The organism is Streptomyces sp. NPDC058576, from assembly GCF_042718715.1.
GTDB lineage: Bacteria > Actinomycetota > Actinomycetes > Streptomycetales > Streptomycetaceae > Streptomyces.
On record NZ_JBHXPF010000008.1, the window covers coordinates 153,538 to 175,207 of the forward strand.

General features: G+C 72.6%; 16 protein-coding genes and 2 pseudogenes. 10 read left to right on the forward strand and 8 right to left on the reverse strand.

Features of this window, described 5'->3' with window-relative positions; translation table 11 throughout:
- Positions 1 to 72: 72 nt before the first annotated feature.
- Complete coding sequence (locus tag ACFWRV_RS09525; RefSeq protein ID WP_384330727.1) at positions 73 to 744, reverse strand: nucleoside/nucleotide kinase family protein; 672 nt, start codon at positions 742 to 744, stop codon at positions 73 to 75.
- Between the two features lie 94 nt (positions 745 to 838).
- Between ACFWRV_RS09525 and ACFWRV_RS09530 the strand changes: the two genes are divergently transcribed.
- A complete protein-coding gene (locus ACFWRV_RS09530; RefSeq protein ID WP_384330730.1) occupies positions 839 to 1,231 on the forward strand; it encodes a VOC family protein in 393 nt (130 codons plus the stop codon).
- A 61-nt stretch (positions 1,232 to 1,292) separates the two neighbouring features.
- Positions 1,293 to 2,549 carry a low temperature requirement protein A gene (locus tag ACFWRV_RS09535; RefSeq protein ID WP_384330733.1) on the forward strand — a complete coding sequence of 419 codons (1,257 nt, stop codon included), beginning with the start codon at positions 1,293 to 1,295 and terminating at the stop codon, positions 2,547 to 2,549.
- A gap of 50 nt (positions 2,550 to 2,599) precedes the next feature.
- Here ACFWRV_RS09535 and ACFWRV_RS09540 read toward each other — a convergent pair whose 3' ends face one another.
- The 6 genes from ACFWRV_RS09540 to ACFWRV_RS09565 form a co-directional block, all read right to left on the reverse strand.
- On the reverse strand, positions 2,600 to 3,526 hold the full coding sequence (locus ACFWRV_RS09540) for a LysR family transcriptional regulator (RefSeq protein WP_384330737.1): 927 nt from the start codon (positions 3,524 to 3,526) through the stop codon (positions 2,600 to 2,602).
- Positions 3,527 to 3,573: 47 nt separating this feature from the next.
- Positions 3,574 to 4,767 (reverse strand): glycine C-acetyltransferase, encoded by a 1,194-nt coding sequence (locus tag ACFWRV_RS09545; protein ID WP_384330739.1) that lies wholly within the window; start codon positions 4,765 to 4,767, stop codon positions 3,574 to 3,576.
- Positions 4,768 to 4,811: 44 nt separating this feature from the next.
- Complete coding sequence (gene tdh, locus ACFWRV_RS09550; RefSeq protein WP_384330742.1) at positions 4,812 to 5,840, reverse strand: L-threonine 3-dehydrogenase; 1,029 nt, start codon at positions 5,838 to 5,840, stop codon at positions 4,812 to 4,814.
- A gap of 474 nt (positions 5,841 to 6,314) precedes the next feature.
- Positions 6,315 to 8,750, reverse strand: coding sequence for an ABC transporter substrate-binding protein (locus ACFWRV_RS09555; RefSeq protein ID WP_384330745.1), 2,436 nt, complete (start codon positions 8,748 to 8,750; stop codon positions 6,315 to 6,317).
- 1 nt (position 8,751) lies between these two features.
- The gene (locus tag ACFWRV_RS09560; protein WP_384330748.1) at positions 8,752 to 11,106 is read right to left on the reverse strand and encodes a bifunctional serine/threonine-protein kinase/ABC transporter substrate-binding protein; all 2,355 of its coding nucleotides are present in this window, start codon (positions 11,104 to 11,106) and stop codon (positions 8,752 to 8,754) included.
- Positions 11,107 to 11,115: 9 nt separating this feature from the next.
- Complete coding sequence (locus tag ACFWRV_RS09565; protein ID WP_384330751.1) at positions 11,116 to 11,952, reverse strand: hypothetical protein; 837 nt, start codon at positions 11,950 to 11,952, stop codon at positions 11,116 to 11,118.
- 420 nt (positions 11,953 to 12,372) lie between these two features.
- On the opposite strand from ACFWRV_RS09565, the gene ACFWRV_RS09570 reads away from it, so the two are divergent.
- From ACFWRV_RS09570 to ACFWRV_RS09590, 5 genes are all read left to right on the forward strand, one after another.
- Entirely contained in the window at positions 12,373 to 14,877 is a 2,505-nt protein-coding gene (locus ACFWRV_RS09570) for a GTPase-associated protein 1-related protein (protein ID WP_384330754.1), read from the forward strand.
- Positions 14,878 to 15,018: 141 nt separating this feature from the next.
- A complete protein-coding gene (locus ACFWRV_RS09575) occupies positions 15,019 to 17,298 on the forward strand; it encodes a hypothetical protein (RefSeq protein ID WP_384330757.1) in 2,280 nt (759 codons plus the stop codon).
- Between the two features lie 12 nt (positions 17,299 to 17,310).
- Complete coding sequence (locus tag ACFWRV_RS09580; protein ID WP_384330760.1) at positions 17,311 to 17,859, forward strand: hypothetical protein; 549 nt, start codon at positions 17,311 to 17,313, stop codon at positions 17,857 to 17,859.
- 143 nt (positions 17,860 to 18,002) lie between these two features.
- A complete protein-coding gene (locus ACFWRV_RS09585) occupies positions 18,003 to 18,152 on the forward strand; it encodes a hypothetical protein (RefSeq protein WP_384330763.1) in 150 nt (49 codons plus the stop codon).
- Between the two features lie 232 nt (positions 18,153 to 18,384).
- Positions 18,385 to 18,630 carry a hypothetical protein gene (locus ACFWRV_RS09590; RefSeq protein ID WP_384330766.1) on the forward strand — a complete coding sequence of 82 codons (246 nt, stop codon included), beginning with the start codon at positions 18,385 to 18,387 and terminating at the stop codon, positions 18,628 to 18,630.
- A gap of 250 nt (positions 18,631 to 18,880) precedes the next feature.
- Here the strand turns inward: ACFWRV_RS09590 and ACFWRV_RS09595 are convergent, their stop codons facing one another.
- The gene (locus ACFWRV_RS09595) at positions 18,881 to 19,804 is read right to left on the reverse strand and encodes a hypothetical protein (RefSeq protein WP_384330868.1); all 924 of its coding nucleotides are present in this window, start codon (positions 19,802 to 19,804) and stop codon (positions 18,881 to 18,883) included.
- Positions 19,805 to 20,193: 389 nt separating this feature from the next.
- Between ACFWRV_RS09595 and ACFWRV_RS09600 the strand changes: the two genes are divergently transcribed.
- From ACFWRV_RS09600 to ACFWRV_RS09610, 3 genes and pseudogenes are all read left to right on the forward strand, one after another.
- The gene (locus ACFWRV_RS09600) at positions 20,194 to 20,517 is read left to right on the forward strand and encodes a hypothetical protein (RefSeq protein WP_384330769.1); all 324 of its coding nucleotides are present in this window, start codon (positions 20,194 to 20,196) and stop codon (positions 20,515 to 20,517) included.
- A gap of 49 nt (positions 20,518 to 20,566) precedes the next feature.
- Positions 20,567 to 21,437, forward strand: a pseudogene (locus ACFWRV_RS09605) (Scr1 family TA system antitoxin-like transcriptional regulator).
- Positions 21,434 to 21,663, forward strand: a pseudogene (locus tag ACFWRV_RS09610) (DUF397 domain-containing protein). The pseudogenes ACFWRV_RS09605 and ACFWRV_RS09610 overlap by 4 nt, the downstream one beginning before the upstream one ends.
- The last annotated feature ends 7 nt before the right edge of the window (positions 21,664 to 21,670 follow it).

Genomic DNA, 21,670 nt, shown 5'->3' on the forward strand with positions numbered 1-21,670 from the left:
GGCGGTGCGACACGGCACACAGCATCCTGCCCGCCCCGCGGGACGGACGCGACCGGCTTACGGCCGGGGCTGTCAGCCGCCGCCCGTCCGGCGCCGCCCGCCGGGCAGCCGCACGACCAGATCCGCCCGGTCCCGGCCCCGCTCCACCAGCCGGGCGTTCGCCTCGTCGGACCGGGCCACCCACTTCTCCGCGTCACGCCGGGGCCTCCCGTGGTGCACATGCCGGTCGACGAGCCGGCGCACCCGGACCTCCGGATCGAGGTCCACGAACCACACCTCGTCCAGCAGCCCGCGCACCGGGGCCCAGGGGCCGTCGTCGAGCAGCAGGTAGTTGCCCTCGGTGACGACGAGCGGGACGTCCGGCGGTACGGGAAGCGACCCCGCGACCGGCTCCTCCAGGGACCGGTCGAAGGCCGGGGCGTAGACCGCGTGCACCGGGTCGGGTGCGCGCAGCCGCCGCAGCAGGGCCGCGTACCCGGCCGCGTCGAAGGTGTCGGGCGCGCCCTTGCGGTCGGCGCGGCCGAGTCGGTCCAGCTCGGCGGCGGCGAGGTGGAAGCCGTCCATCGGGACGAGGGCGGCGCGTCCGTCCAGGGCCGCGACCAGCCGGTCCGCCAGAGTGGACTTCCCGGCTCCGGGCGGGCCCGCGATCCCGAGGACGCGCCGCTGTCCGGCGTCCGCGAGCACGCGGGCCCGGTCGATCAGCGCGGCCCGGCCGCCGGTGCTCGTAGCGTCCACGATGTCCATGCGGCGCATTGTGCCCGGGGTCGGGGCCCCGGACGCTAGTGTTACGTATAACCTCACCACCGCAGAACCCGTGAAACCTCTGGAAGGGCCCGCCATGTCCCAGATCGCCCTGGTCACCCTGGTCGTCCGCGACTACGACGAGGCGCTCGTGTTCTACCGCGACGCGCTCGGCTTCGACCTGGTGGAGGACACCGACCGGGGCGACGGCTCCCGCTGGGTGGTGGTGCGCCCGCGCGGGGCCGCGCCCGGCACGGGGCTGCTGCTGGCCCGTGCGAAGGACGAGGAGCAGAGCGCGGCGGTGGGGGCGCAGACCGGCGGCCGGGTCGGCTTCTTCCTGCACACGGAGGACTTCTCGGCCGATCACGAGCGGATGCGCGCGGCCGGGGTCCGCTTCCTGGAGGAGCCGCGCCACGAGAGTTACGGCTCGGTCGCGGTCTTCGAGGACCTGTACGGCAACCGGTGGGACCTGCTCCAGCCCGCCGCCTGAGCCGTCGCCATTCGGCCCACAGCCGAGGCGCGGCCCGACACCGTCCGATGACGATGGGTCCATGGAGTCCGAGGAGTCCACGGAGAGGGCCGCGCCGGCCGAGCGGCACGCCGGCTGGAACGAGCTGTTCTTCGACCTCGTCGTCGTCGCCGGGGCGGGCCAGCTGGCCCATCTGCTGCACGACGGCCCCCACCTGGCGGACCTCGCCCTGTACGCGGTCCTCTACCTGGCCTTCTGGACCAGCTGGGCCGGGTTCGCCGTCTACGGGGACATCGCGGCATCCGAGACCCGGGTCCGCACGCTGCTGATCGCGATGTTCGGCATGGCCGTGATGGCGGCCTCCGTGCACACGGTCCGAACCAGCCACGCGATCGCCTTCGTCATCGCCTATGTCGCGCTGCGCTGGCAGGCGGGCCAGGTCTGGCGGCGGGGCAGCGTCGTGGTGGACTGGCCGCTGGCCCAGTTCGGCGCGGGCGCGGTGCCCTGGCTCGTCTCGCTCTTCGTGGACAGCCCGCTGCGCTACTGGCTCTGGGCGCTCGGCATCGCGCTGGACATCGTCACGCTGCTGGTCTCCACCCGCGACCGCACGCTGCGGCGGGCGGGCGAACGGGCCGCGCGCCGCCGCGACGGCCGCCCGCCGCCTGGCCCCGCGCACGGCCCGGTCGCCGGACCGCCCCGGATCGGCGAGTCACGGATCGACGCCGCGCACATGGGCGAACGGCTCGGGCTGTACGTGATCATCGTGCTGGGCGAGGGCGTCATCCAGATCATCGGCGCCGCGTCCGAGCACGACAGCTGGGACGGGCCGCTCGCCGCCACCGGCCTCGGGGCGTTCGCGCTGCTGGCCGCGATCTGCACGCTGAGCCTGCTCTACGGCACCAACGGCATCCCCCATCTGCGCAAGGGCGTGCTCGCGCCGAGGCTGGCGATGCTGCTGCACGCGGTGATGACCGGCTTCCTGGTCGCGTTGGCGACCGCGCTGGGCTCGGCCGTCGCGCATGTCGACGACGTCCTGCCGAAGGGCCAGCACTGGCTGCTGTGCGGGGCGATGGCCGGGTACTTCGCGGCGGGCCTGGTCGCGGCGCTGCCGCTCGCGGACCGGTCCGACCGGGTCTGGCTCCTGGGCTGGGCGCTGCCCTGCGTGGCGGTGTCCGTCGCGCTGGCCCCGCTCGGCGTGGCGCTGCCGGCCTGGGCGACGATCTGGATCCTGGTGGCGCTGGTCTGCTGGCAGATCTCCTACGACCCGGGGCCGCCCGGAACCGCTCCGGCGGGGCGGCGGGGGCGAAGGTTCCGGCGTACGTCCCCTCGCACCGCCTGAGCGGGGACACGGCTTCAGGCGGCGGGGGCCATGGGCGGGGGCGGTGGGGGTCAGGCCCGGGCCGCCGCGTCCGCTTCCCGTACGGCCACCGCCTCCATCGCGTCCAGCACCGGCCGGATCAGCGGATGGCCCTCGGCCCCCTGGCGTACGGCGGCGAAGACCCGGCGGGTGGGGGCGCTGCCCTCGACCGGGCGGACGACGACGCCGGCCGGTTCCATCGCGCGCAGCGCGGAGCGGGGCACCAGGGCCACTCCGGCGTCCGCCCCGGCCAGGGCGACCACGGCGTGGAAGTCGTCCGAGGAGTGTTCCAGGCGCGGCGCGAACCCGGCGTACTCGCAGGCCAGGACCACCACGTCGTGGCAGGGGTTGCCCGGGTACGGTCCGATCCACGGGTCCTCCGCCAGGTCGGCGACCGCCACCTGGGCCTGGTCCGCGAGGCGGTGGCCCACCGGCAGCACCGCGTCGAACGGCTCCGAGTACAGCGGGACCCGGGTGAGGCGGCGGTCGTCCTCGGCGGGCGCGCCCCGGTATTCGACGGCGACCGCCACGTCGACCTGCCGGTCCAGCACCATGGGGACGCTCGCGTCGCCCTCCGCGTCCTGGACCTTGACCCGGATGCCGGGCGCGGTGCGGGCCAGCTCGGTGAGGGCGGGGGCCAGGACCAGGCCGATGCCGGTGGCGAACGCGGCGACCGTGACCGTGCCGGCGACGCCCGCGCTGTAGTCGGCCAGCTCCGCCTCGGCCCGCTCCAGCTGGGCCAGGACCAGATTGGTGTGGCTGAGCAGGATCTCCCCGGCGGCGGTGAGCCGGGCGCCGCGCGCCCCGCGTTCGACGAGGCGGTGGCCGGTCTCCTGCTCCAGGGCGGCGAGCTGCTGGGAGACGGCGGAGGGGGTCAGGTACAACGCGGCGGCGGCCGCGGTCACGGTGCGGTGGTCGGCCACCGCACGGAGGATTCGCAGCCGCCGCGCATCGATCATGTGCCCATTGTCCCAGGTCGCGACGGACCGCCCGACCCGGTGACCCGTTACGCCTCCAGGGCGGCCCGCGCGTCGACGAACGCGTCCACGGCGCGGTTCACGTCGGCGGTGGAGTGCGCGGCCGAGAGCTGGACGCGGATGCGGGCCGCGCCCTGCGGGACGACGGGGTACGAGAACCCGATCACGTACACGCCGCGCTCCAGGAGCAGTTCCGCCATCCGGCCCGCCTTGCCCGCGTCCCCGATCATGACGGGCGCGATGGCGTGGTCGCCGGGGAGGATGTCGAAGCCCTCCTCGGTCATCCGGGTGCGGAACAGCTCGGTGTTGGCGGCGAGCTGCTCGCGGAGGTCGCCGGCGGACTCCAGCAGGTCGATGACCTTGAGGGAGGCGGCGGCGATGACCGGGGCGAGGGTGTTGGAGAAGAGGTAGGGGCGCGAGCGCTGGCGCAGCAGGGCGACGATCTCCGCGCGGGCCGCGACGTAACCGCCGGAGGCTCCGCCGAGCGCCTTGCCGAGGGTGCCGGTGATGATGTCGACCCGGTCCATGACGCCGTGCAGTTCGGGCGTGCCGCGTCCGCCGGGGCCGACGAAGCCGACGGCGTGCGAGTCGTCGACCATGACCATGGCGTCGTAGCGGTCGGCCAGGTCGCAGATCTCCTGGAGCGGGGCGACGTAACCGTCCATGGAGAAGACGCCGTCGGTGACGATCAGGCGGCGGCGGGCCCCGGACGCCTCCTTGAGCTGCGTCTCCAGGTCGGCCATGTCGCGGTTGGCGTAGCGGTGGCGCTTGGCCTTGGAGAGCCGGATGCCGTCGATGATGGAGGCGTGGTTGAGGGCGTCGGAGATGACCGCGTCCTCGGGGCCGAGCAGCGTCTCGAAGACGCCGCCGTTGGCGTCGAAGCAGGAGGAGTAGAGGATCGTGTCCTCCTGGCCGAGGAACGCGGAGAGGCGCTGCTCCAGCTCCTTGTGGACCTCCTGGGTGCCGCAGATGAAGCGGACCGAGGCCATCCCGTAGCCCCAGCGGTCCAGCGCCTCGTGGGCGGCGGCGATCACCTCGGGGTGGTCGGCGAGGCCCAGGTAGTTGTTGGCGCAGAAGTTGAGGACCTCGCCGGGGCGCCCGCCGGAGGTGACGGACACGGTCGCGGACTGCGGGGTGCCGATCACGCGCTCGGGCTTGTGCAGCCCGGCGGCCCGGATCTCGTCGAGGGTGGTGCGCAGATCGTCGCGTACGGAGTCGAACATGCGGGATTCCTTAAGGGATCAAGGGAAGCGGAGCGGTCGGAAGGTCAGACGGTCCAGTCGAGGATGACCTTGCCGCCGAGGCCGCTCGCGGCGTCGTCGAAGGCCGCCTCGAAGTCGCGGAAGCCGTACCGGCCCGTGATCACGGGGGCGAGGTCGAGGCCGCCCTCCAGCAGGACGGACATGGCGTACCAGGTCTCGTACATCTCGCGGCCGTAGATCCCCTTGATGGTGATCATCGAGGTGACGATGCGGGACCAGTCGACGGCGAAGTCCTCGGCGGGCAGGCCGAGCATCGCGATCCGGCCGCCGTGCGTCATGTTCGCGACCATGTCGCGCATCGCCTCGGGGCGGCCGGACATCTCCAGGCCGATGTCGAAGCCCTCGCGCAGGCCGAGTTCCCGCTGCCCGTCCGCGATGGTGCTCTCCGCGACGTTCAGGGCGAGGCTGACGCCGACCTTGCGGGCGAGGGCGAGGCGGGCCTCGCTGACGTCGGTGATGACGACGTTGCGGGCGCCGGCGTGCTTGGCGACGGCGGCGGCCATGATGCCGATCGGGCCGGCGCCGGTGATCAGGACGTCCTCGCCGACCAGCGGGAAGGACAGCGCGGTGTGCACGGCGTTGCCGAACGGGTCGAAGATCGCGGCGATGTCGAGGTCGACGGGGACCCGGTGCACCCACACGTTCGAGGCGGGCAGGACGACGTACTCCGCGAACGCCCCGTCGCGGCCGACGCCGAGTCCGATCGTGGAGCGGCAGAGGTGGCGGCGGCCGGCGAGACAGTTGCGGCACTTGCCGCAGACGAGGTGGCCCTCGCCGCTGACCAGATCGCCGACCGCGACGTCGGCGACGTCGGAGCCGAGGGCCGCGACCTCGCCGACGAACTCGTGGCCGAGGACCAGCGGGGTGGTGACCGCCTGCTGGGCCCAGCCGTCATAGGCGCGGATGTGCAGGTCGGTGCCGCAGATGCCGGTGCGCAGGACCTTGATCAGGACGTCGCCGGGGCCGTACTCCGGCTCCGGCACGTCCATCAGCCACAGTCCGGGCTCGGCCTTCTGCTTGACGAGTGCCTTCACGGCTGTGGCTCCCTGACGTCGGTACGCGAGTGGATACCCCGGGCCTCGGGGCATGTCGGAGGAACCCTGCGGCCCGGGGTGGATCTTGGGTGTCCCCCACCATGGTGGGGGTTCGGCGGGACGGGACGGAGCATCTCGAAGGGCTCCACGCGCCGTCCCCGGCCGTCACCGAGAAGGCTGCCGTACGGCGGGGCCCCGGGTCCATCGAGGATTTCTTAAGCGCCGCCGCAGGAGATCTTCACACCTGGCCGTGGCTTCACGGACCGCTGCCGTTCTCCGGCCTTCGTTTCCTCGGCCAGGGCCTGGGGGGGCACAGTGGAGGGGGGCCGCGCCGCCCGGCGGTTTTGGTAAGCCCCCAAGCACACCCGGCCGGGGCCCCGCGCCGGGGCGGGTCCCCGGCCTTTTGTGCCCGCGCCCGGGGCTTGGGCAAACCGGCCGGCCGCCCCCCCCCGCGCGCCTTTTCCACGACAGGCCCTACAGCTCGCCGTACGGGCCCAGGAAGCGGGGGCGGCCCTGCTCGATCCGGTAGAGGAAGATCCCGTTCTCGTACCGCACCTGCCGGGTCGAGGCGTGGAAGGCGAGGGGGCGCACGATGCCCCGGTGCTCGGTCCGCACGAGCCGCCCGCCGATGCCGTTGCGGACCTCGCCCGAGGCGCTGGTGGTCCCGGCGGCGCGGGCGATCAGGCCGACCGCGTCGTACGCCTCGGCCGCCCAGGTCGCCGGGGGTGCGCCGAAGCGCTCGCGGTGGGCGGCGGTGAACGCCTCGGCCGCTGGGAGGGCGGCCGGGTCGGCGTACGCCTCGGCGAAGACCCAGCCCTCCGCGGCCTCGCCCGCCCCGTCGAGGAAGGCGGGCCCGAGGGCGGGTCCGGCGGCGACCCGGGCCCCGGTGAAGCCCTCGTCCGCCAGCGCGGTGGCCAGCCGGGCGGCCCGGGACGCGTCGCCGCCCGCGAGCACCAGCCCGTCCGCCCGGCTGCTCACGGCCTTGCGGACGACCGCGCCGAAGCCCGCGTCGCCCCGGGCCAGGGGGTGTTCGAGAAGGGTGGCACCGGTCAGGGCGGCGTTGCGGAAGGTGCGCCCGATCTCCGCGCCGAGTCCGGTGTCGGCCGCGTCCTCGACGAGGAGGATGCGGGTGGCGGGGCTGGTGCGGGTGAGGTAGCCGATGAGGCCGGGCGCGAGCATACGGTCCAGGGGGCGGGTCACGCAGAGGTGGAGGCCGGTGCCGGTCTCGACGGTGCTGGAGCCCGCCGCGACGACGACGGTGGCCAGCCGCGCCGCGCCGTACCGCCGGACGACCTCCTCGCGCAGGACGTCCGCGGTCGGCCCGAGGACCGCGACGACCGCGGTGTCCGCCGCCAGCCGCCCGGCCGCCCGGAGCGCCGCGGCCGGGTCGCCCGCGTCGTCCTCGGTGCGCAGGGCGAGCCGGAACGCCTTCTCCTCGCGGGCGTTGTGGTCGGCGACGGCGAGCTGGGCGCCGCGCTGGTGGGCCAGTCCGGTGGCCCGGCCGGGTCCGCTGAGGTCGGCGTGGAGGCCGATCGTGTACGTGGTCGTCGCCCCGGCTCCCGCCGAGGGACCGCCCGCCTCCCGACCGCTGTCCCGCAGGGCGATCCAGGCCGCGGTGGACCCGCCGGCGAGGACGACGGCCCCGGCCGCGCCGGCGGTCAGGACCCTGCGACGGGTGGGACCGCCTGTACGGCCGACGGCTCCGCCCCCGCTCGCTTCGTCACCGGCCGGGGTGAGCGTGGCGGGGAGCGGCTCGGGGTCCGGCAGCGCAAGGGCGGCGGCGGACCGCTCGGCGATCGACGCGGGCAGCCCGGCGGGCATCGGCCAGGGGGCTAGGGCGGGGGCGGAAGCCTCGCCCGGGTCCGGAGCCGTGCCGGACTCCGGCGTGCCCAGCCGGCCCGGGTCGAGGGCCTCCCCGGACTCCAGCGCGCCCAGCCGGGCCGCGTCCGGAGCCGTGCCGGACTCCGGCGTGCCCAGCCGGCCCGGGTCGAGGGCCTCCCCGGACTCCAGCGCGCCCAGCCGGGCCGCGTCCAGGGCCAGGCCCGAAGACTCGCCCGGGACCGGGTTCGGGACCGTGCGGAGAGCTTCGCGGGGGTCCGGGGTCGCCTCACCGCCCGCCGCCAAGGCGTCGCGGACCCGGCTCGCGGTGGGCCGGGCGGCCGGGTCCTTGGCGAGGCAGGCGGTGACCACGGGGACCAGTCCAGGTGGGACGCCGGTCAGGTCCGCCTCCTCGTGGACCGTACGGAACAGGGCACCCGCCCCGCCGCCCTCGCCGAACGGCCCGCGCCCGGTCGCCGCGTACACGAGGACGCAGCCGAGCGAGAACACGTCGCACGGCGGCCCCGGTGGCCCGGCCGACGCCTGCTCGGGAGCCAGGTAGCCGGGCGTTCCGATCACCGCGCCGGTGGCGGTCAGCGCGGTGGCCCCCTCGTGGCGGGCGATCCCGAAGTCGATGAGGCGGGGGCCGTCGAGGGCGAGGAGCACGTTGCCGGGTTTGACGTCGCGGTGGATCAGCCCGGTCTCGTGGACCGCGGCGAGGGCCTCGGCGAGCCGGCTCCCGAGCGCCCGGACGGTGGCCGTGGGCAACGGGCCGCCGGCCCCCACCACCTCGCTCAGCGGGGGCCCGGGGACGAACGCGGTGGCCAGCCACGGTTCCCGGGCCTCGGTGTCCGCGCCGAGCACCGGGACCACCCACGGGCCGGTGATCCGCGCGGCGGCCTCGGCCTCCCGGCGGAAACGGTCCCGGAAGCCGGGGTCGGCGGCGTGCTCGGCCCGGATCACCTTGACGGCTGCGAGCGCCCCGCCCGCCGAGCGCGCCAGGTAGACCACGCCCATGCCGCCCGCGCCGAGCCGGACGAGGGTGCGGTAGGGGCCGACGGTGCGGGGGTCCTCGGAGGTGAGGGGCCGCACGTCAGCTCTTCGGCTTCGGGGCCGGGCCGAGGTAGCGGATACGGCCGTCCTCCACCCGGTACAGGTGGGCGTCCTGGCCGACGAGTTGCTGGCGCTCCTCGTCGAACGCGTAGGAGCGCGAGACCCCCTCGTACCGTGCGGCGGCGATCGCGGCGGAGAGCGCGGCCCGGGTGGGCCGGCCGTCGCCGGAGGGCGTGGCGCCGGTCGAGGCCGTGGCGCTCGCGGATGCCCCCTTGGCCGCGGCCTCGGCGACGGCGGCCAGTTCGCGGGCGACGAGCCCGGCCACGTCGTACGCCTCGGCCGACCAGGCGGCGGGCGCGGCGCCGAAACGTTTGCGGTGGGCGGCGGCGAAGGTCGCGCTGGCCGGGGCGCTCGCGTCGGTGAACGGTGCGACGAACTCCCAGCCGTCGGCCGCCGCACCCGCCTTCTCCAGGAACTCCGGCCCCATGACGGTGTGCTGGGCCATGCACGGTCCGGCGAAGGAGAGGTCGGCCAGGATGCGGGCGACCCGGGCGGCGCCGGCCGCGTCACCGGCGTAGAAGAGGGCGTCGCTCCGGTTGGACAGGAGATCGGTGAGGACCGGGTCGAAGACGGTGGTGCCGGCGGGCACCACCCGGGGGTGGGTGGTGCCGGTGGTGAGCTGGGGCGTCAGCAGGTTGGTCGCGTACCCCGCCTGGTAGGCCGCCTGACCGCCGGCCCGGTCGACGAGGACGCCCAGCCGCTCGACGTCGGGGCGCAGCAGGAGGCGGTTGACGACCGGGACCCCGAGCGAGGCGTAGGAGGGGGCGGCCTGGAAGAAGGAGGCGTTGGCCCGTCGCGGGAAGGTGATCTGGAGGGCCGACACCGTCAGGACCGGCAGCACCGCCTCGTCGTACGCGGACAGGGCCGCCCCGGCCGCCTCGTCGCTCGTGGGGCCGATGACCGCGAGGACCTCCGGGTCGCGGGCGAACTCCTCGGCGACCTGGGCGGACCGACGGGCGTCGCCTTGGTCGTCGAGGACCTTCACGGCGAGCCGGAAGGGCTGGTCGTCGAGGGAGTTGAAGCGGTCGACGGCGAGCCGGGCGCCGCGTTCCTGGGCGCGCCCGGCGGCGCTCCCGGGTCCGGTGAGGTCGGCGTGCACGCCGATGATCCAGCGGCTGCCGCCGGGAGCCCCGTCCCCGCCGCCGGTGCCGGACTCGCCGCGGGTGAGACGTACGGCGGCGAAGGCTCCGGCGCCGAGGGCGAGGGCGCCGCCGGCCGCGAACAGCAGGAACCGCCGCCGGGCGGGGCCGGGTTGCGGGGGCCCGGGCTTATCGGTGACGGCCACGGTGGCCTCGATGTCGGGCAGGGCCAGCAGCGCGGCGGCCCGGTCCGCGATGATCCGGACGACGTCCTCGGGCAGCCAGTCGGCGGAGGCTCCGGCGGGTGCGTCCTCGGCGATCAGGGCGTCGAGCTCGGCGGCGGCCGGACGTTCGCCGGGGTTCTTGGCGAGGCACCGCTCCAGCAGGGCGCGCAGGGAGGCGTCGTGGATGCCGTCAAGGTCGGGTGCGTCGTGGACGGTGCGGTAGAGCACGGCGTCGACCGCGCCGCTGCCGAAGGGCGGCCGGCCGGTGGCCGCGTACGCGAGGAGGCAGCCGAGCGAGAAGACGTCCCCGGCGGACCCGACCGGACTCCCGGACGCCCTCTCGGTGTTCCCGGCCGCCTGCTCGCGGCTCCCGGACGCCGCCTCGGCGTCCCCCGACACCTGCTCAAAGCTCCCGGACGCCGACTCCGCGCTCCCCGACACCTGCTCAAAGCTCCCGGACGCCGACTCCGCGCTCCCCGACACCTGCTCGGGCGGGAGGAAGCCGGGGGTGCCGACGATCAGTCCGGTGGCGGTGAGCGCGGTGGCGTCGGCGGTGCGGGCGATCCCGAAGTCGATCAGCCGGGGGCCGCCGGCCGTCAGCAGGACGTTGCCCGGTTTGACGTCGCGGTGGACGAGCCCGGCGGCGTGCACGGCGGCCAAGGCGCGGGCGAGCAGCCGGCCGAGGACTCTCACGCTGCGCACGGGCAGCGGCCCGCGCCGGGCGACGACGTCGGAGAGCGTCGGCCCGGGCACGAACTCGGTCGCGAGCCAGGGGCGTTCGGCCTCGGTGTCGGCCCCGGTGACGGGCACGGCCCACGGGCTGTCGACCCGGCGGGCGGCTTCGGCCTCGCGGCGGAAGCGGGCCCGGAAGTCCTCGTCCCCGGCGTGCTCGGGCAGGATCACCTTGATCGCGGCGAGCGCTCCGGCGTCGGTGCGCCCGAGGTAGACGACGCCCATGCCGCCTGCTCCGAGGCGGCCGAGGAGCCGGTGTCCGCCGATCCGGGCGGGGTCGGTGGGTCGCAGATCGTCCATCGCCCGGCCTCAGCTCTGCTTCTCGACGGCGGATCCGAGCTGCACCAGCATGGCGGCCTGCGCCTGGACGACCAAATCGTCGATCTCCCGCTCGGTGCGACCCTTCGCCCCCTTGCCGGTGACGGCGACGGTGAACTGCAGGACCTGCGCCTGCTGCCAGGCGTAGTAGTGCGGCCCGCCGACCTCGGAACTCTGGTAAAGCCCCGTCTCGCTCAGGAAGTCGTCGGAGTTGTTCTGGTTGGCCTCGCCGCCGAACAGCGCGCCCGCGACGAGGGAGCCGATCAGCTCGCCCTCGCGCAACTGCTGGGTGGGGCAGCGCATCGACTCCTCGATCGACTCCGCCACCTCCCAGGCCGCGTCCCCGGCGGTGCGGTGGACGGTGACGGTCGCGGCGAGCCGCACCGGGCCCTTCCCCGCCGAGGCGGGCAGTTCGAACGACCGGCTGCGCGTCGCCAGGACACCGTGGCCGGGCTTCTGCTGCTGCCAGACGCAGTCCTTGCCGAGGACGGGCCAGGTCGCGGGGCCGCTCTCGTACGGGCTCCGCTTCACCACGCCGGAGCCGAAACTGTCGGGGTCGGCGATGACGCGGCGGATGAGGTCGAGCGCCGCCGCCCGGGTTCCGGGCAGCCGGGCCGGGTCGGGGTCGAGGGTCCCGGTCGCCTCGGCGGACGGTCCGGATTCCGCGCCGCCGTTCGCAGGGGCACGCGCCGTCGCACTGGCGGACGCGTCGCGCTTCTCGGCCCTCCCGGGGTCGTCCGCCGTACCGGAGCAACCGGCGAGCAGCACGGTCACCAGGGTCAGGGGCAGCGCGAGCCGCCCTCCTCTTAACGGCACGTGACGGCTCACAGCGTTTCCCCGTTCCTCCTCGACGCCGCGTCGATCATAAGTTCGCCGCCCCGCCGTGGTGGTGGTGCCCGGGGACTGTTGCCTCATCGGGACATGCGGGCGCCCCGTCACACAGCCGCCCCGGCCCCCGTCAGGCGGTCTCCGCAAGGAACGCCCGGAGGTGCCCGACGAGAGCGTCCGGCCGGTCCTGCGGGATGAGCGTGTAGCTGTCGGCCACCTCCGCCAACCACTGCGGAAAGCCTCACCACGCTCATCCCGACGACCTGGCCCCACCGCCCTCGGGCCCGCGCCTGACGCAGCGTAGGGATTACCTGCCCGTCCTTGATAACGTCGCCCCCGCGGCTGCGGACTCCTCCCCCCGACCCAGCCGTACGGGGTGGGCACGGGGACCGGGCGCGGCAGGACGAAGAGGGCCGACAGATGAGCCTTGCACAGGTGCACTACACCTCCGCCGCGCCGGGGGACGAGGGAGCGGCGGGCCGGTTCACGGCGGTCGGTCCCGGGGTGTCCGGGGCCCTGCTGGCGGAGATCGAGCCCTTGGTGCGCTACGAGCTGCCCGCAGGCGTTCCCGACCGCCCGTCGGACGGCGAACTGCGCTCGCTGCCGCAGGCGTTCACGTACGCCGCCCTCTCCGACGGCAGCCGCCTGGTGTCCCGGTCGGCCCCGGCACGGGACACGGGCGGCGGTACGGGGTCGGGGATCCGGTTCCACGCGCACGCGGTGCATCTGCCGCCGGGGGTGCCGTTGCCGGGCGACCGGCTGCCGGTCGAGGCGTGGCGCTCCCCGCACTGGGTGGCGGCGACGCCCGGCGGCGCGATACCGGACCCGCTGACGCTGCCGCCGGGGGCCACGGCGGTCTCCGAGGGCCTGGACGACTTCGCCGTGTCGCGCGGCCCCTGGCTCGCCGCCGTCCTGGCGGATCTGCGCCGGGCGAGCGACGCGGAGGCGGCCGGCGGCCCGCCGGTGGTGCTGGTGGAGCGGCAGTGCGCGGACGTGGCCCGGTGGCTGGGTCTCGCGTCCGTGACCCTGCCGAGGGAGAGCGCGGAGCGGCTGACGTTCACCACGTACACCCGGCGGCCGGGGAGTTCGGCGGCGCGGGTGGCGGGGGTACTGCCGGAGGACGCGGAGGCGGCCCGGGCGGCGGGCCTGCGGGTGCACGTGTGCGCGGGGCAGTCACCGGCAGGCGGCGGTACGGACGACGTGTGGGCGACGACGGCGGCCCGGATCTGGCGGAGCCGGTCGCCGGAGCTGTTCCAGGAGGCGCGGGAACTGCCCGGGGAGCCATTCACCGCGGGGCCGTTGGCGGTGACGGCCCTGTGCGCGGGGATCGCGCTCGGCCCGGACGGACGTGCGGCGGCGGCCGGCTGGGCCGCCGACCGCCCCTACACCCTGGACGCCAAGCGCACGGGCCAGTTGGTCGAGGCCCTCACCTCCCCCGGCATCGACGACCGTACGAGCTCCGAATTCGACGCCGCCGGGCGGCTGTTCGGTGCACTGGAGGGCCGCTGCCCGGCGTCGGTGACCGCCCCGCTGGCGGCGATGCTGGTCACGGAGGCGGTACGGGGCGGCAACGGCTCGCTGGAACTGCCGCGCCGGGACGCGTTCGTGGGCCCGGAGGGGGCGAAGGTCGCGGAGCGGCTCGGCCCGGAGATCCTGACCGAGCTGGGCGACACGACCGGGTCCCGTTCGGTGGCACGGACCGTACAACTGCTGCGGGTGGCACGGCTGCTGGGCGTGGACGGCACGGAGTCGCTGCCGAGCGTCGTGGACCGGCTGGCGCCCGCACTGCTGGCGGAGGCGGCGGTACGGGAAGAGGAAGGGGCCGCGGGCGCTCCGAGCTTTGCGGCAACCCTGCTGGAGCTGCTGGACGAGCAGTTCGAGGTGCGGACGGCGTTGCTCGGCGCGCTGGACCGGATCGCTCCGCAGGACCCGGGGGCGGTGGCCCGGTTCCTGGAGCGGGTGGCGCTGCCGTTCACGGGGACGCAGGTGCTGCCGCATCTGCGGATGTGCGCCGAGGTGTCGGGGGCGATGGCGACGCTGGGCGGTGACCGGGCGGCGGTGTGGCACCGGGTGCTGCGCGCGGCCGGCCTCTCCCCGTTCGCCGAGCCGCTGGTCCTGCGCACGGGGGTGGGCCTGGTGTGGGAGGACCGGGCCCCGACGGTGGAGGAGGCCCGCCTCCTGCTGGACGCGGCCACCTCGGACTCGCACCGCGTGGCCGGTACGTGGGCGCGCCTGGTCGACGCGGCACTGGGCGCGTCCGCCGCGGAGCCGTCCGCCACCGGGACGCCCTCCGCCGGTCCGTCCGCTGCGAGCACCGACGAGGCGGCCGCCCTCGCCCATGACCTGCTGCGCGGCTTCCCCGGGGAGATCGGCGGGCGGGAGCGGGCGGGCCTCCTATTGCTGGACCTGGTCCGCGAACTGCGCGCCGGGGCGCCGGAACCCGGCTGGGCCGAGACGGTCCGCACCCTGTGCGCCCAGGCGGAACCGGTCGAACCGGCACTCCGGGAGCGGGCGCACGCGGCCCTGGTCGAACGGCTGCTGGCCCCGGACCGCCCGGGGGCGGAGCTGTACGACTTCGTCCACGGCGACGACGCCGAGCTGATCGCGGCGTACGACCGCACCGCCCGGACGGAGACCGTACGGACCCGGCTGCGCGCCCAGCCCGCCTACGCGGCGGACTGCTTCACCGTCTGGACCGCCCACCCGCACGCGGGCAAGGCCTGGCCCCCGGTGGCCGCCGCCCTCCTGGACGAGGTCCTGCGCCCCGCCGTCCGCGCCATGTCGGCCGAGGACGTCGCGGAGGTCGAGTCGACGGTGGGCCGCACGGGCAGCAGCGGCCGGGCCGACGCCTTCCGGGACTGGAACCGGTCGAGCACGCTGGGCCGCCTGGGCCGCCGGATCGCGGGGCGGGTGCGGCGGGGGTAGGCCGGGGGACGAACCGCCCGGCACCGCGACTGGCGCGAAATCGCACGCGCATACGTTGCTCCTGCGCACACCGGATAGGTTTGGCACCCGGCGAGGCGGCTCCGTCTCACCCTGCTCCGACCAGCCGTTCATGGGGGAACCGTGCTGACTTTCGACGACGTGGTGCACGCACCTGTCGGCAAGCTGAAGACGGCGGCCGATGACTGGACCACGATGGTGACCAGGCTGGAGAAGCTTGCTGAGGACGCCCGGACCGGCATGAAGGCGAAAGCGGGCAAGGCTCGGTGGGAAGGCGTCAACGCCGGCGTCACCAAGGAGTTCATCGGGAAGACGGCCGCGGAGTTCGATGACGCCGTGTCCCAGGCCCGGGGCATCAAGTCCCTGTTGGTGGATGCCCACACTTCCTTCGCGTACGCCAAGAAGACGCTGATCGGCATACGGGACGAAGAGGGGCCAGCAGCAGGTGTGGTGATCAGCGCCAAGGGCAAGGTGTCGGCACGGCACGACCTGGAGGACGATCAGACCTCGCGGCGGGATCCGGACTATCCGGAGGCTCTACGGAAGCAGAAAGAGGCCGTGGCGTCCTGGCAGCGGAAGGTCGACCGGATCGTCGAGGACTGCTCCGATGCCGACGAGTCCTTGAAACGCGCCCTCGAAGCGAACATGAAGAGCAAGCACGACTTCAGTGAGCCCGCCTACAAGACCCTCGACGCGGAGCAGGCGGGTCACGCGGCGGAGCTGTTGAAGACGGTCACGGGAGAGGGCGGCACGGCCCGCAACGTCGAGGCGCTACGCAAACTCGAAGACATCATCGACGACAATCGCCGCGACCCCGAGTTCGCCACCGCCTTCTACCGCAGGCTGGGCGCGGAGGGGACGCTGGAGGCGTACACGCGGATGTCCCTGGACTCCACGTCCCTCGGCCCGGCGGGAGCGGACCGCGTGGGAATCGTCCGCAACATCCAGAGCGACATGGGGGCAATGCTCGGCCTGGCCACCACCTCTTCGGTGCCGAACCACCTGGACGCCACCTGGACAAACCAGCTGCTGAAGGCGGGCCGCCAGGAGATCGACGTCTCCGGGTTCGCGGGCGTCGGCGCGAAGGTGTACGGCTACCAGTCCCTCGGGGCGCTGCTGCGGGAAGGCACGTACGACCAGCAGTTCCTGACGTCGGTCGGCCGGGACATGATCGCCATGGACAGGAAGGATCCCCAGATCTGGTCCCGAAATCTGCCGTACAACCAGGACATGGCGTTCAACCTCGGCGCGGACGGTGGCAAGGGCTTCAACCCGGTCACCGGCCTCATGGAGGCGATGAGCAGACATCCTGCGGCGTCGGCGGAGTTCTTCAACGAAAGCCTGCGGTCGGACACCAACAACGATGGCATCGTCACCATGCTGGACGTGGAGACCAGCGGCAAGGACGCGCAGAGCGTGGTCGACTACATGCTCGACAAGAAGCCTGCGGACGATTGGTACGACACGACGGCCGACAGCGGCACCACGCTCGGCCAGAAGGCCATGGGCAATGCCTTGGAGGCAGCGGTCACAGGCCGCATCCCCGGCGACGACGACGCACCGCCGGTGCGTCACTCCAAGGACATGAGCGGCGTCATGGAGAAGGTCGTCGAAAAGATCGGCACGAATCCGGAACTGGTCTCGGCCAAGGCCGGGGACCCGCCCGGCCCGCTGAGCGCTCTGGCCCCGCAGTTCGGCGACATGGCCGCGGAGTACATGCCGGACTTGCAGGCGAGCGCTGAGAACGCGGCGGGCCAGATCAAGCCGTTCGGCGAACCGGCGGAATTCGAGAAACACTTGATGACCCGGTTCCTCGGCTCGGTCGGCCAGGACCCGGACGCCTATGGTGCGATCACCCACGCGCAGCAGGCCTACACGACGGCGCTCGTGGGCGACGCGTTCCGCCACCCCGAACGCCATGCGGACATGGGGGAGGCGATTCGTAATGCCGTTCATCCGGGCGGGGAGATCGCAGGGATGATGTCAGAAGCGAGGGCGCACGCAACCGTCGAACTGGAGCTGCACAAGAACGAGGAGTACAACAAAGGCGTCGAGGACAACGCGAAGTGGACGAACCGGATCATCGACCTTGCCGGTACCAAGTACTTCGAAATGCTGCCCGTGGGCGGGGATGCCATCACCTGGATCCAGGAAGACGTCACTGAATCGGTAGTGGAAAACGCAAAGAACAACGACCTGGATGAAGTCTCTCTCGAATCCGGGAAGGATTACGCGGAAGCAGAGAGGGCCACCAGAGATGCAGCTACGGCCGCCGTCACCACCGGTGGCAAAGCAGCGGGCCTGACGCCTGCACAGTACAACGACTACATAGGCTCCGCCACCACGGCAACCGCGAGCGCGCACGCCATCGGGCGCGACATGGCGGAAAAGACACGCCCCTGAGGGAGTAACACCATGCGCCGCCCCGCAAGAGTCATGGCCCCACTCGCGCTTTTCCTTTCCTTGGGGACCCTCACGAACGGATGCTCCGAGGCAAAAACCAAGTCCATTCCGGAGATACCGAATCAATTTTGCTGGAACGCCTTCGACAGAACGGCTGTGCAGCCCCTCCTGCCACAGGGCGACAAGCTGAGCCAGGAGATCGACCCCTTCCAGTTTGCTGAACACAATTCGTCCACGAGCTGCATCCTGTACGTCGACGGAAACTACGGCTTCCGCGCCTTCGCCGATTTCGAGGACGAAGAAGACTTCATCGACTGGAGTTCGTGGGCGGCACGCAAGCCAGACTCCGTGCGCACGGGGGTGAAAGGAATCGCCTGGGATACCGGTGCGGCCTCGTACGTGCCGTGCAGGCCCCTCCCCGGGGCCGGCCCCTCCACCGGAAAGTTCGTGGAGCTGCGCATTCACGTGACTGATGCGGGAGGAAAGAACGCACGCGAGGCCCTCCCCGGCCTCCTCAAGCAGTTCACTGCCTTCGCCCAGAAAGAGCTGAAGTGCGGATGAGCTGACAGGCTCGCGACATACCAGAGCCCGCCGCGCACTGGCCCGTCAGGCGCGGCACCTGGGAACGTGTCTTCGCCGCGCTGCTCGCTCAAGCGGATGCCGACGGTGACCTGGGCTGGGTCGTCGCGGTCGACTCCACGATCGTGCGCGTTCAGCCCGAACCCCCGGACGGCTCCTCGGAGAAACGGCCCGTACGCAACTGGCTGGCCCGCCGCCGCCACGCCCTGCTGTCCAGCGCCCTGCGCGGCGCCGCCTACGCCACCGGGGCGGGGATCGTCGGGCTACTGTTCTAGGCGATCCAGCAGGGGATGGGATAGGGCGTCCGGCCAGAGCTTTCGCACATGTCGGCACTGAGTTCCACCTCCGACCGCCGGAGCCCTGGTAAGACGTGTGCCTATGAACCGGGTCAAGCACCGTCGCGCCTACACCGCGCTTTGATACACCGTCGACGCCATATAGGGGACATGTTGGAGCGAGTCCATCCGTGAGCGTGGTCTTCGGCTGAGCGCCGATCTCGAAGGCGAAGTGTTCAGCATCTCCCCGACGTCCGTCATTCCTGGCCCGTCAGCACCTCAAGTCCACTGCCGGTACGCAGAAAACCGGCGCCGCCAGAACGTCAGCAACCACATGGCGTGTCTTCGCGGTGACCTGCTCTCCACCGATCTCGACTTCGCCTATCCGTTCCCTGAAGATTTGCGGAAGATCGTGAACGGCGAAACGGTCACTGTCGTTGAATACGAGCTGTCGCGAATGCCCTACCCCGCACTCTGAGGCCATCCTGGTAGGCGTCGTCTGCGCCTGTTTCCACCGGCTGGCAGGGCGCACGCTCCGGCCCATGACACCTACCGGAGCGTTCCCCGCACACCGTCAGGAGCCGAACCTCGGCTGGGGCTTCGCCTCCGCACTCTGAACGCCCGGCGGCCCGCACCGATCGGTAATCGGTGCGGGCCGCCGGCTGTGCCACGGCCAGCTGGTCACCGCCGACTCCGGCACGAACCGCCGACCACCGGCGTGCAGCGGTTCAGTCGTTGTCGGTGTGGGGGAGGCCATCGTCCAGGACGATGCGGATGGTCTGGCCTTCGCCGTCGACGCTGGTGAGATCGGCGGCGATGCGGTTGTAGGTGGTCGTGGCCAGTGCCCAGTCCGCCTCCAGCGGGGTGGCGGCGTGGCGGGTGTCCCACAGCTTGATGAGCAGGCCGATGAGGGAGCGGCCGGACAGGACGGTCTGGACGCGTCCTTCCTTGACGTCCTCGACCGAGGGCGGGGTGCGGAAGTGGTCGTGGTCGACGGCCAGGGCGGTGAGCCACTCCCAGGTGTCGCGGTGCGCGACCAGATCCACAGAGGCCACCCCGGCGGCCTTCAGCAGCAGGACCCCGTGGGTGACCCGCGGGTCCTCCTCCCGGCCGGAGGCCGACGGCGAGGCGGCAGCCGGCGGGGCCGCAGGGGTGTTGTTGCCTTGGTAGGCGGCCTCGATTCTCTGCTTGAGCAGGTCGTCCTGGCCTCGGTGCTCGGGCTGCGCCTGGCGCTCGTTGTACTCCATGGTTCCCCCCTGGGAGTCGGTGTCGGGTGAGGCGGGCGGCTGCGCCGCCGTGGGCGCGGTCGGGCCGGTTGCCGGATCCGGCTCGGAGGACGGGTAGGTGCCGGTGACGTCGCCGGAGTTCTCGGCCGGCCTCTGGAGCTCCGCGAGAGGGCGGATGATGTCGGCGAGTTCGAGTAGCTGCCGGAGCTCGCCGCGGGTCTCGTTGAGATCGCTGATCATCCGGTCCTGGCGGCGGCGTACCTCGCGGTTCTCCTCCCGCAGGCCGGTGATGCCTCCCTGGATCGTCTCCAGGATCTTCAGGCGTGTCTGGGTGAGCTCGCCGTGCAGCGCGGTCAGCCCGACCGTGGGGTCATCGAGACGGCCGACCGGTGCCAGCAGGGCCCGTATCGCCTTCAGTTCCTCCATCGCGTTCTCGAACGCGTCTTTCCACTTCACGTAACCCCCTGGTCACTCAGAGATGCAACCGGCCGTATCTCCCCCTAAGCACTCCATGTGACGCGCCGTTTTCCAGCCCTTCGCTGGCCGGGACCGGCCCCGCCTCTGGACCCTCAGCTGACGGTCGTTCCGGGGTGACAGGCCGGACAGGACCATGAACTTGACCTGACATGAACCCATTCATTCCATTGATCACCCTCGTAGGGCCAGACAGCGACGGGATCATCGGAGTCACCGAACCGAGGAGGGGTTTAGATCAAGTCGCTGCTCGATCAGTAGAAGGCCGGCCAGGAGCAGAAGCGAGCCATCGAGGCAGAGCGCTGGGAGCAGGAGAAGCGCTGGCGTGAGGAGGACCGCGCGTGCCCTCGGACAACGAAGCCGAGCAGGCACGAGTCAAGGCGGAACAGAAGAAGTCCGACCAGGAGGCCCGCGCCGAGGCGGAGCGGAGCCAGAAGGAGAAGGAGAAGCGCAGCTCCGACCTGTACGGGCAGTTGCACGGAGAGCACCATGACATGCTGAACACGGCGGGCACGGTTTCGTTCGTGCAACTGGAGTGTCACGAGGACACCTGGAGTTACATCGCCAGGCAGGCCTTCGGCATGCGCCAACCGCGGTGGACTACCAGTGTCCTCGGTGAGGCGGGTGGACCTCCGGGCGACGGGAAGTTGGGTCACGTTCCGTGAGTATGGACGGGTTGCGAACCAGGACAGGCCCACGGGGAGGTGGCCGTACATGACGCACGGCACGGACAACATCGACAGCACGGCGTACGGGACCTTCGGCAATGGGAGCGGGCGCAGTACCGAGCCCGAACCGCAGTACAGCCTCAAGATGTTCGGGGAGGTCGTCAAGACCTTCCGCAAGCGGGCGCGGCTGACGCAGGAACAGTACGCTCCGCTCGTCGGGTACTCCCCCGAGACCGTCGCCTCCGTCGAGCAGGGCCGCCGCCGCCCCGGGACTTCGCGGAGCGGGCGGACAGCATTCTCGAGGCGGGGTGATCCTGGCGGCGGCGAAGCATCTGACACGGCGGAAGGGGCTGGCGAGTTGGTTCCGGCCGTGGGCGGATCTGGAGCTGTCGGCACTGAGTCTGTACACGTACGAGTGCCGGTTGATTCCGGGGCTGTTGTAGACACCGACGTACGCGCGGACGCTGTTCACCGACCAGTTGCCGCCGCTCGGCGACGAGCAGATCGAGGCCCAGCTCGCGGCTCGGCTGGATCGTCAGCAACTGCTGCGCGAGCGGCCGAACACCTCCTTCAGCTTCATCCTCGAAGAGCACCTGTTCCTGCGGGACTTGGGCGGCAAGGAGGTCACCGAGGAGCTGCTCGACCACATCCTCGACCTGTCCGAGCGACGCAATGTGGACGTCCAGATCATGCCGCTGGTGCGGCATCACCACGCGGGGCTGCATGGGCCGATGCAGCTGCTGGAGACGCCGGACCACCAGTGGTTCGGCTATCTGGAAGGGCAGGAGCACGGACAGTTCGTCGCCGACCTCAAAGTGATCAGCGCGCTCCAGATGCGGAGTGCCAGTATGCGTTCACAGGCTCTCTCGTTGGACGACTCCAAGAGCCTGATGCGGCGTATGCGAGGAGCGAGATGAGCACCACACCCCTGGCCTGGTTCAGGAGCAGCTACAGCGGCGGATGCGGCGACTCCTGCGTGGAGGTCGCCCTGGAGTGGCACACGTCCAGCTACAGCGCGGCGGATCCGGCCACTCCGGCGTCGAGGTCGCCGCCTGCCCCTCCACCGTCCACGTCCGCGACTCCCAGCTCGCCCTCGCCCCGACGGCCTGGACGCGCTTCCTCTCGTACGCGGTCCAGGGGTGAGCAGCCG

Coding starts and splice junctions, on each gene's coding strand:
- ACFWRV_RS09535 (WP_384330733.1), top strand. CDS start 1,293: ATGGAGTCCGAGGAGTCCACGGAGAGGGCCGCGCCGGCCGAGCGGCAC.
- ACFWRV_RS09530 (WP_384330730.1), top strand. CDS start 839: ATGTCCCAGATCGCCCTGGTCACCCTGGTCGTCCGCGACTACGACGAG.
- ACFWRV_RS09545 (WP_384330739.1), bottom strand. CDS start 4,767: ATGTTCGACTCCGTACGCGACGATCTGCGCACCACCCTCGACGAGATC.
- ACFWRV_RS09525 (WP_384330727.1), bottom strand. CDS start 744: ATGGACATCGTGGACGCTACGAGCACCGGCGGCCGGGCCGCGCTGATC.
- ACFWRV_RS09540 (WP_384330737.1), bottom strand. CDS start 3,526: ATGATCGATGCGCGGCGGCTGCGAATCCTCCGTGCGGTGGCCGACCAC.
- ACFWRV_RS09595 (WP_384330868.1), bottom strand. CDS start 19,804: ATGGAGGAACTGAAGGCGATACGGGCCCTGCTGGCACCGGTCGGCCGT.
- ACFWRV_RS09570 (WP_384330754.1), top strand. CDS start 12,373: ATGAGCCTTGCACAGGTGCACTACACCTCCGCCGCGCCGGGGGACGAG.
- ACFWRV_RS09580 (WP_384330760.1), top strand. CDS start 17,311: ATGCGCCGCCCCGCAAGAGTCATGGCCCCACTCGCGCTTTTCCTTTCC.
- ACFWRV_RS09560 (WP_384330748.1), bottom strand. CDS start 11,106: ATGGACGATCTGCGACCCACCGACCCCGCCCGGATCGGCGGACACCGG.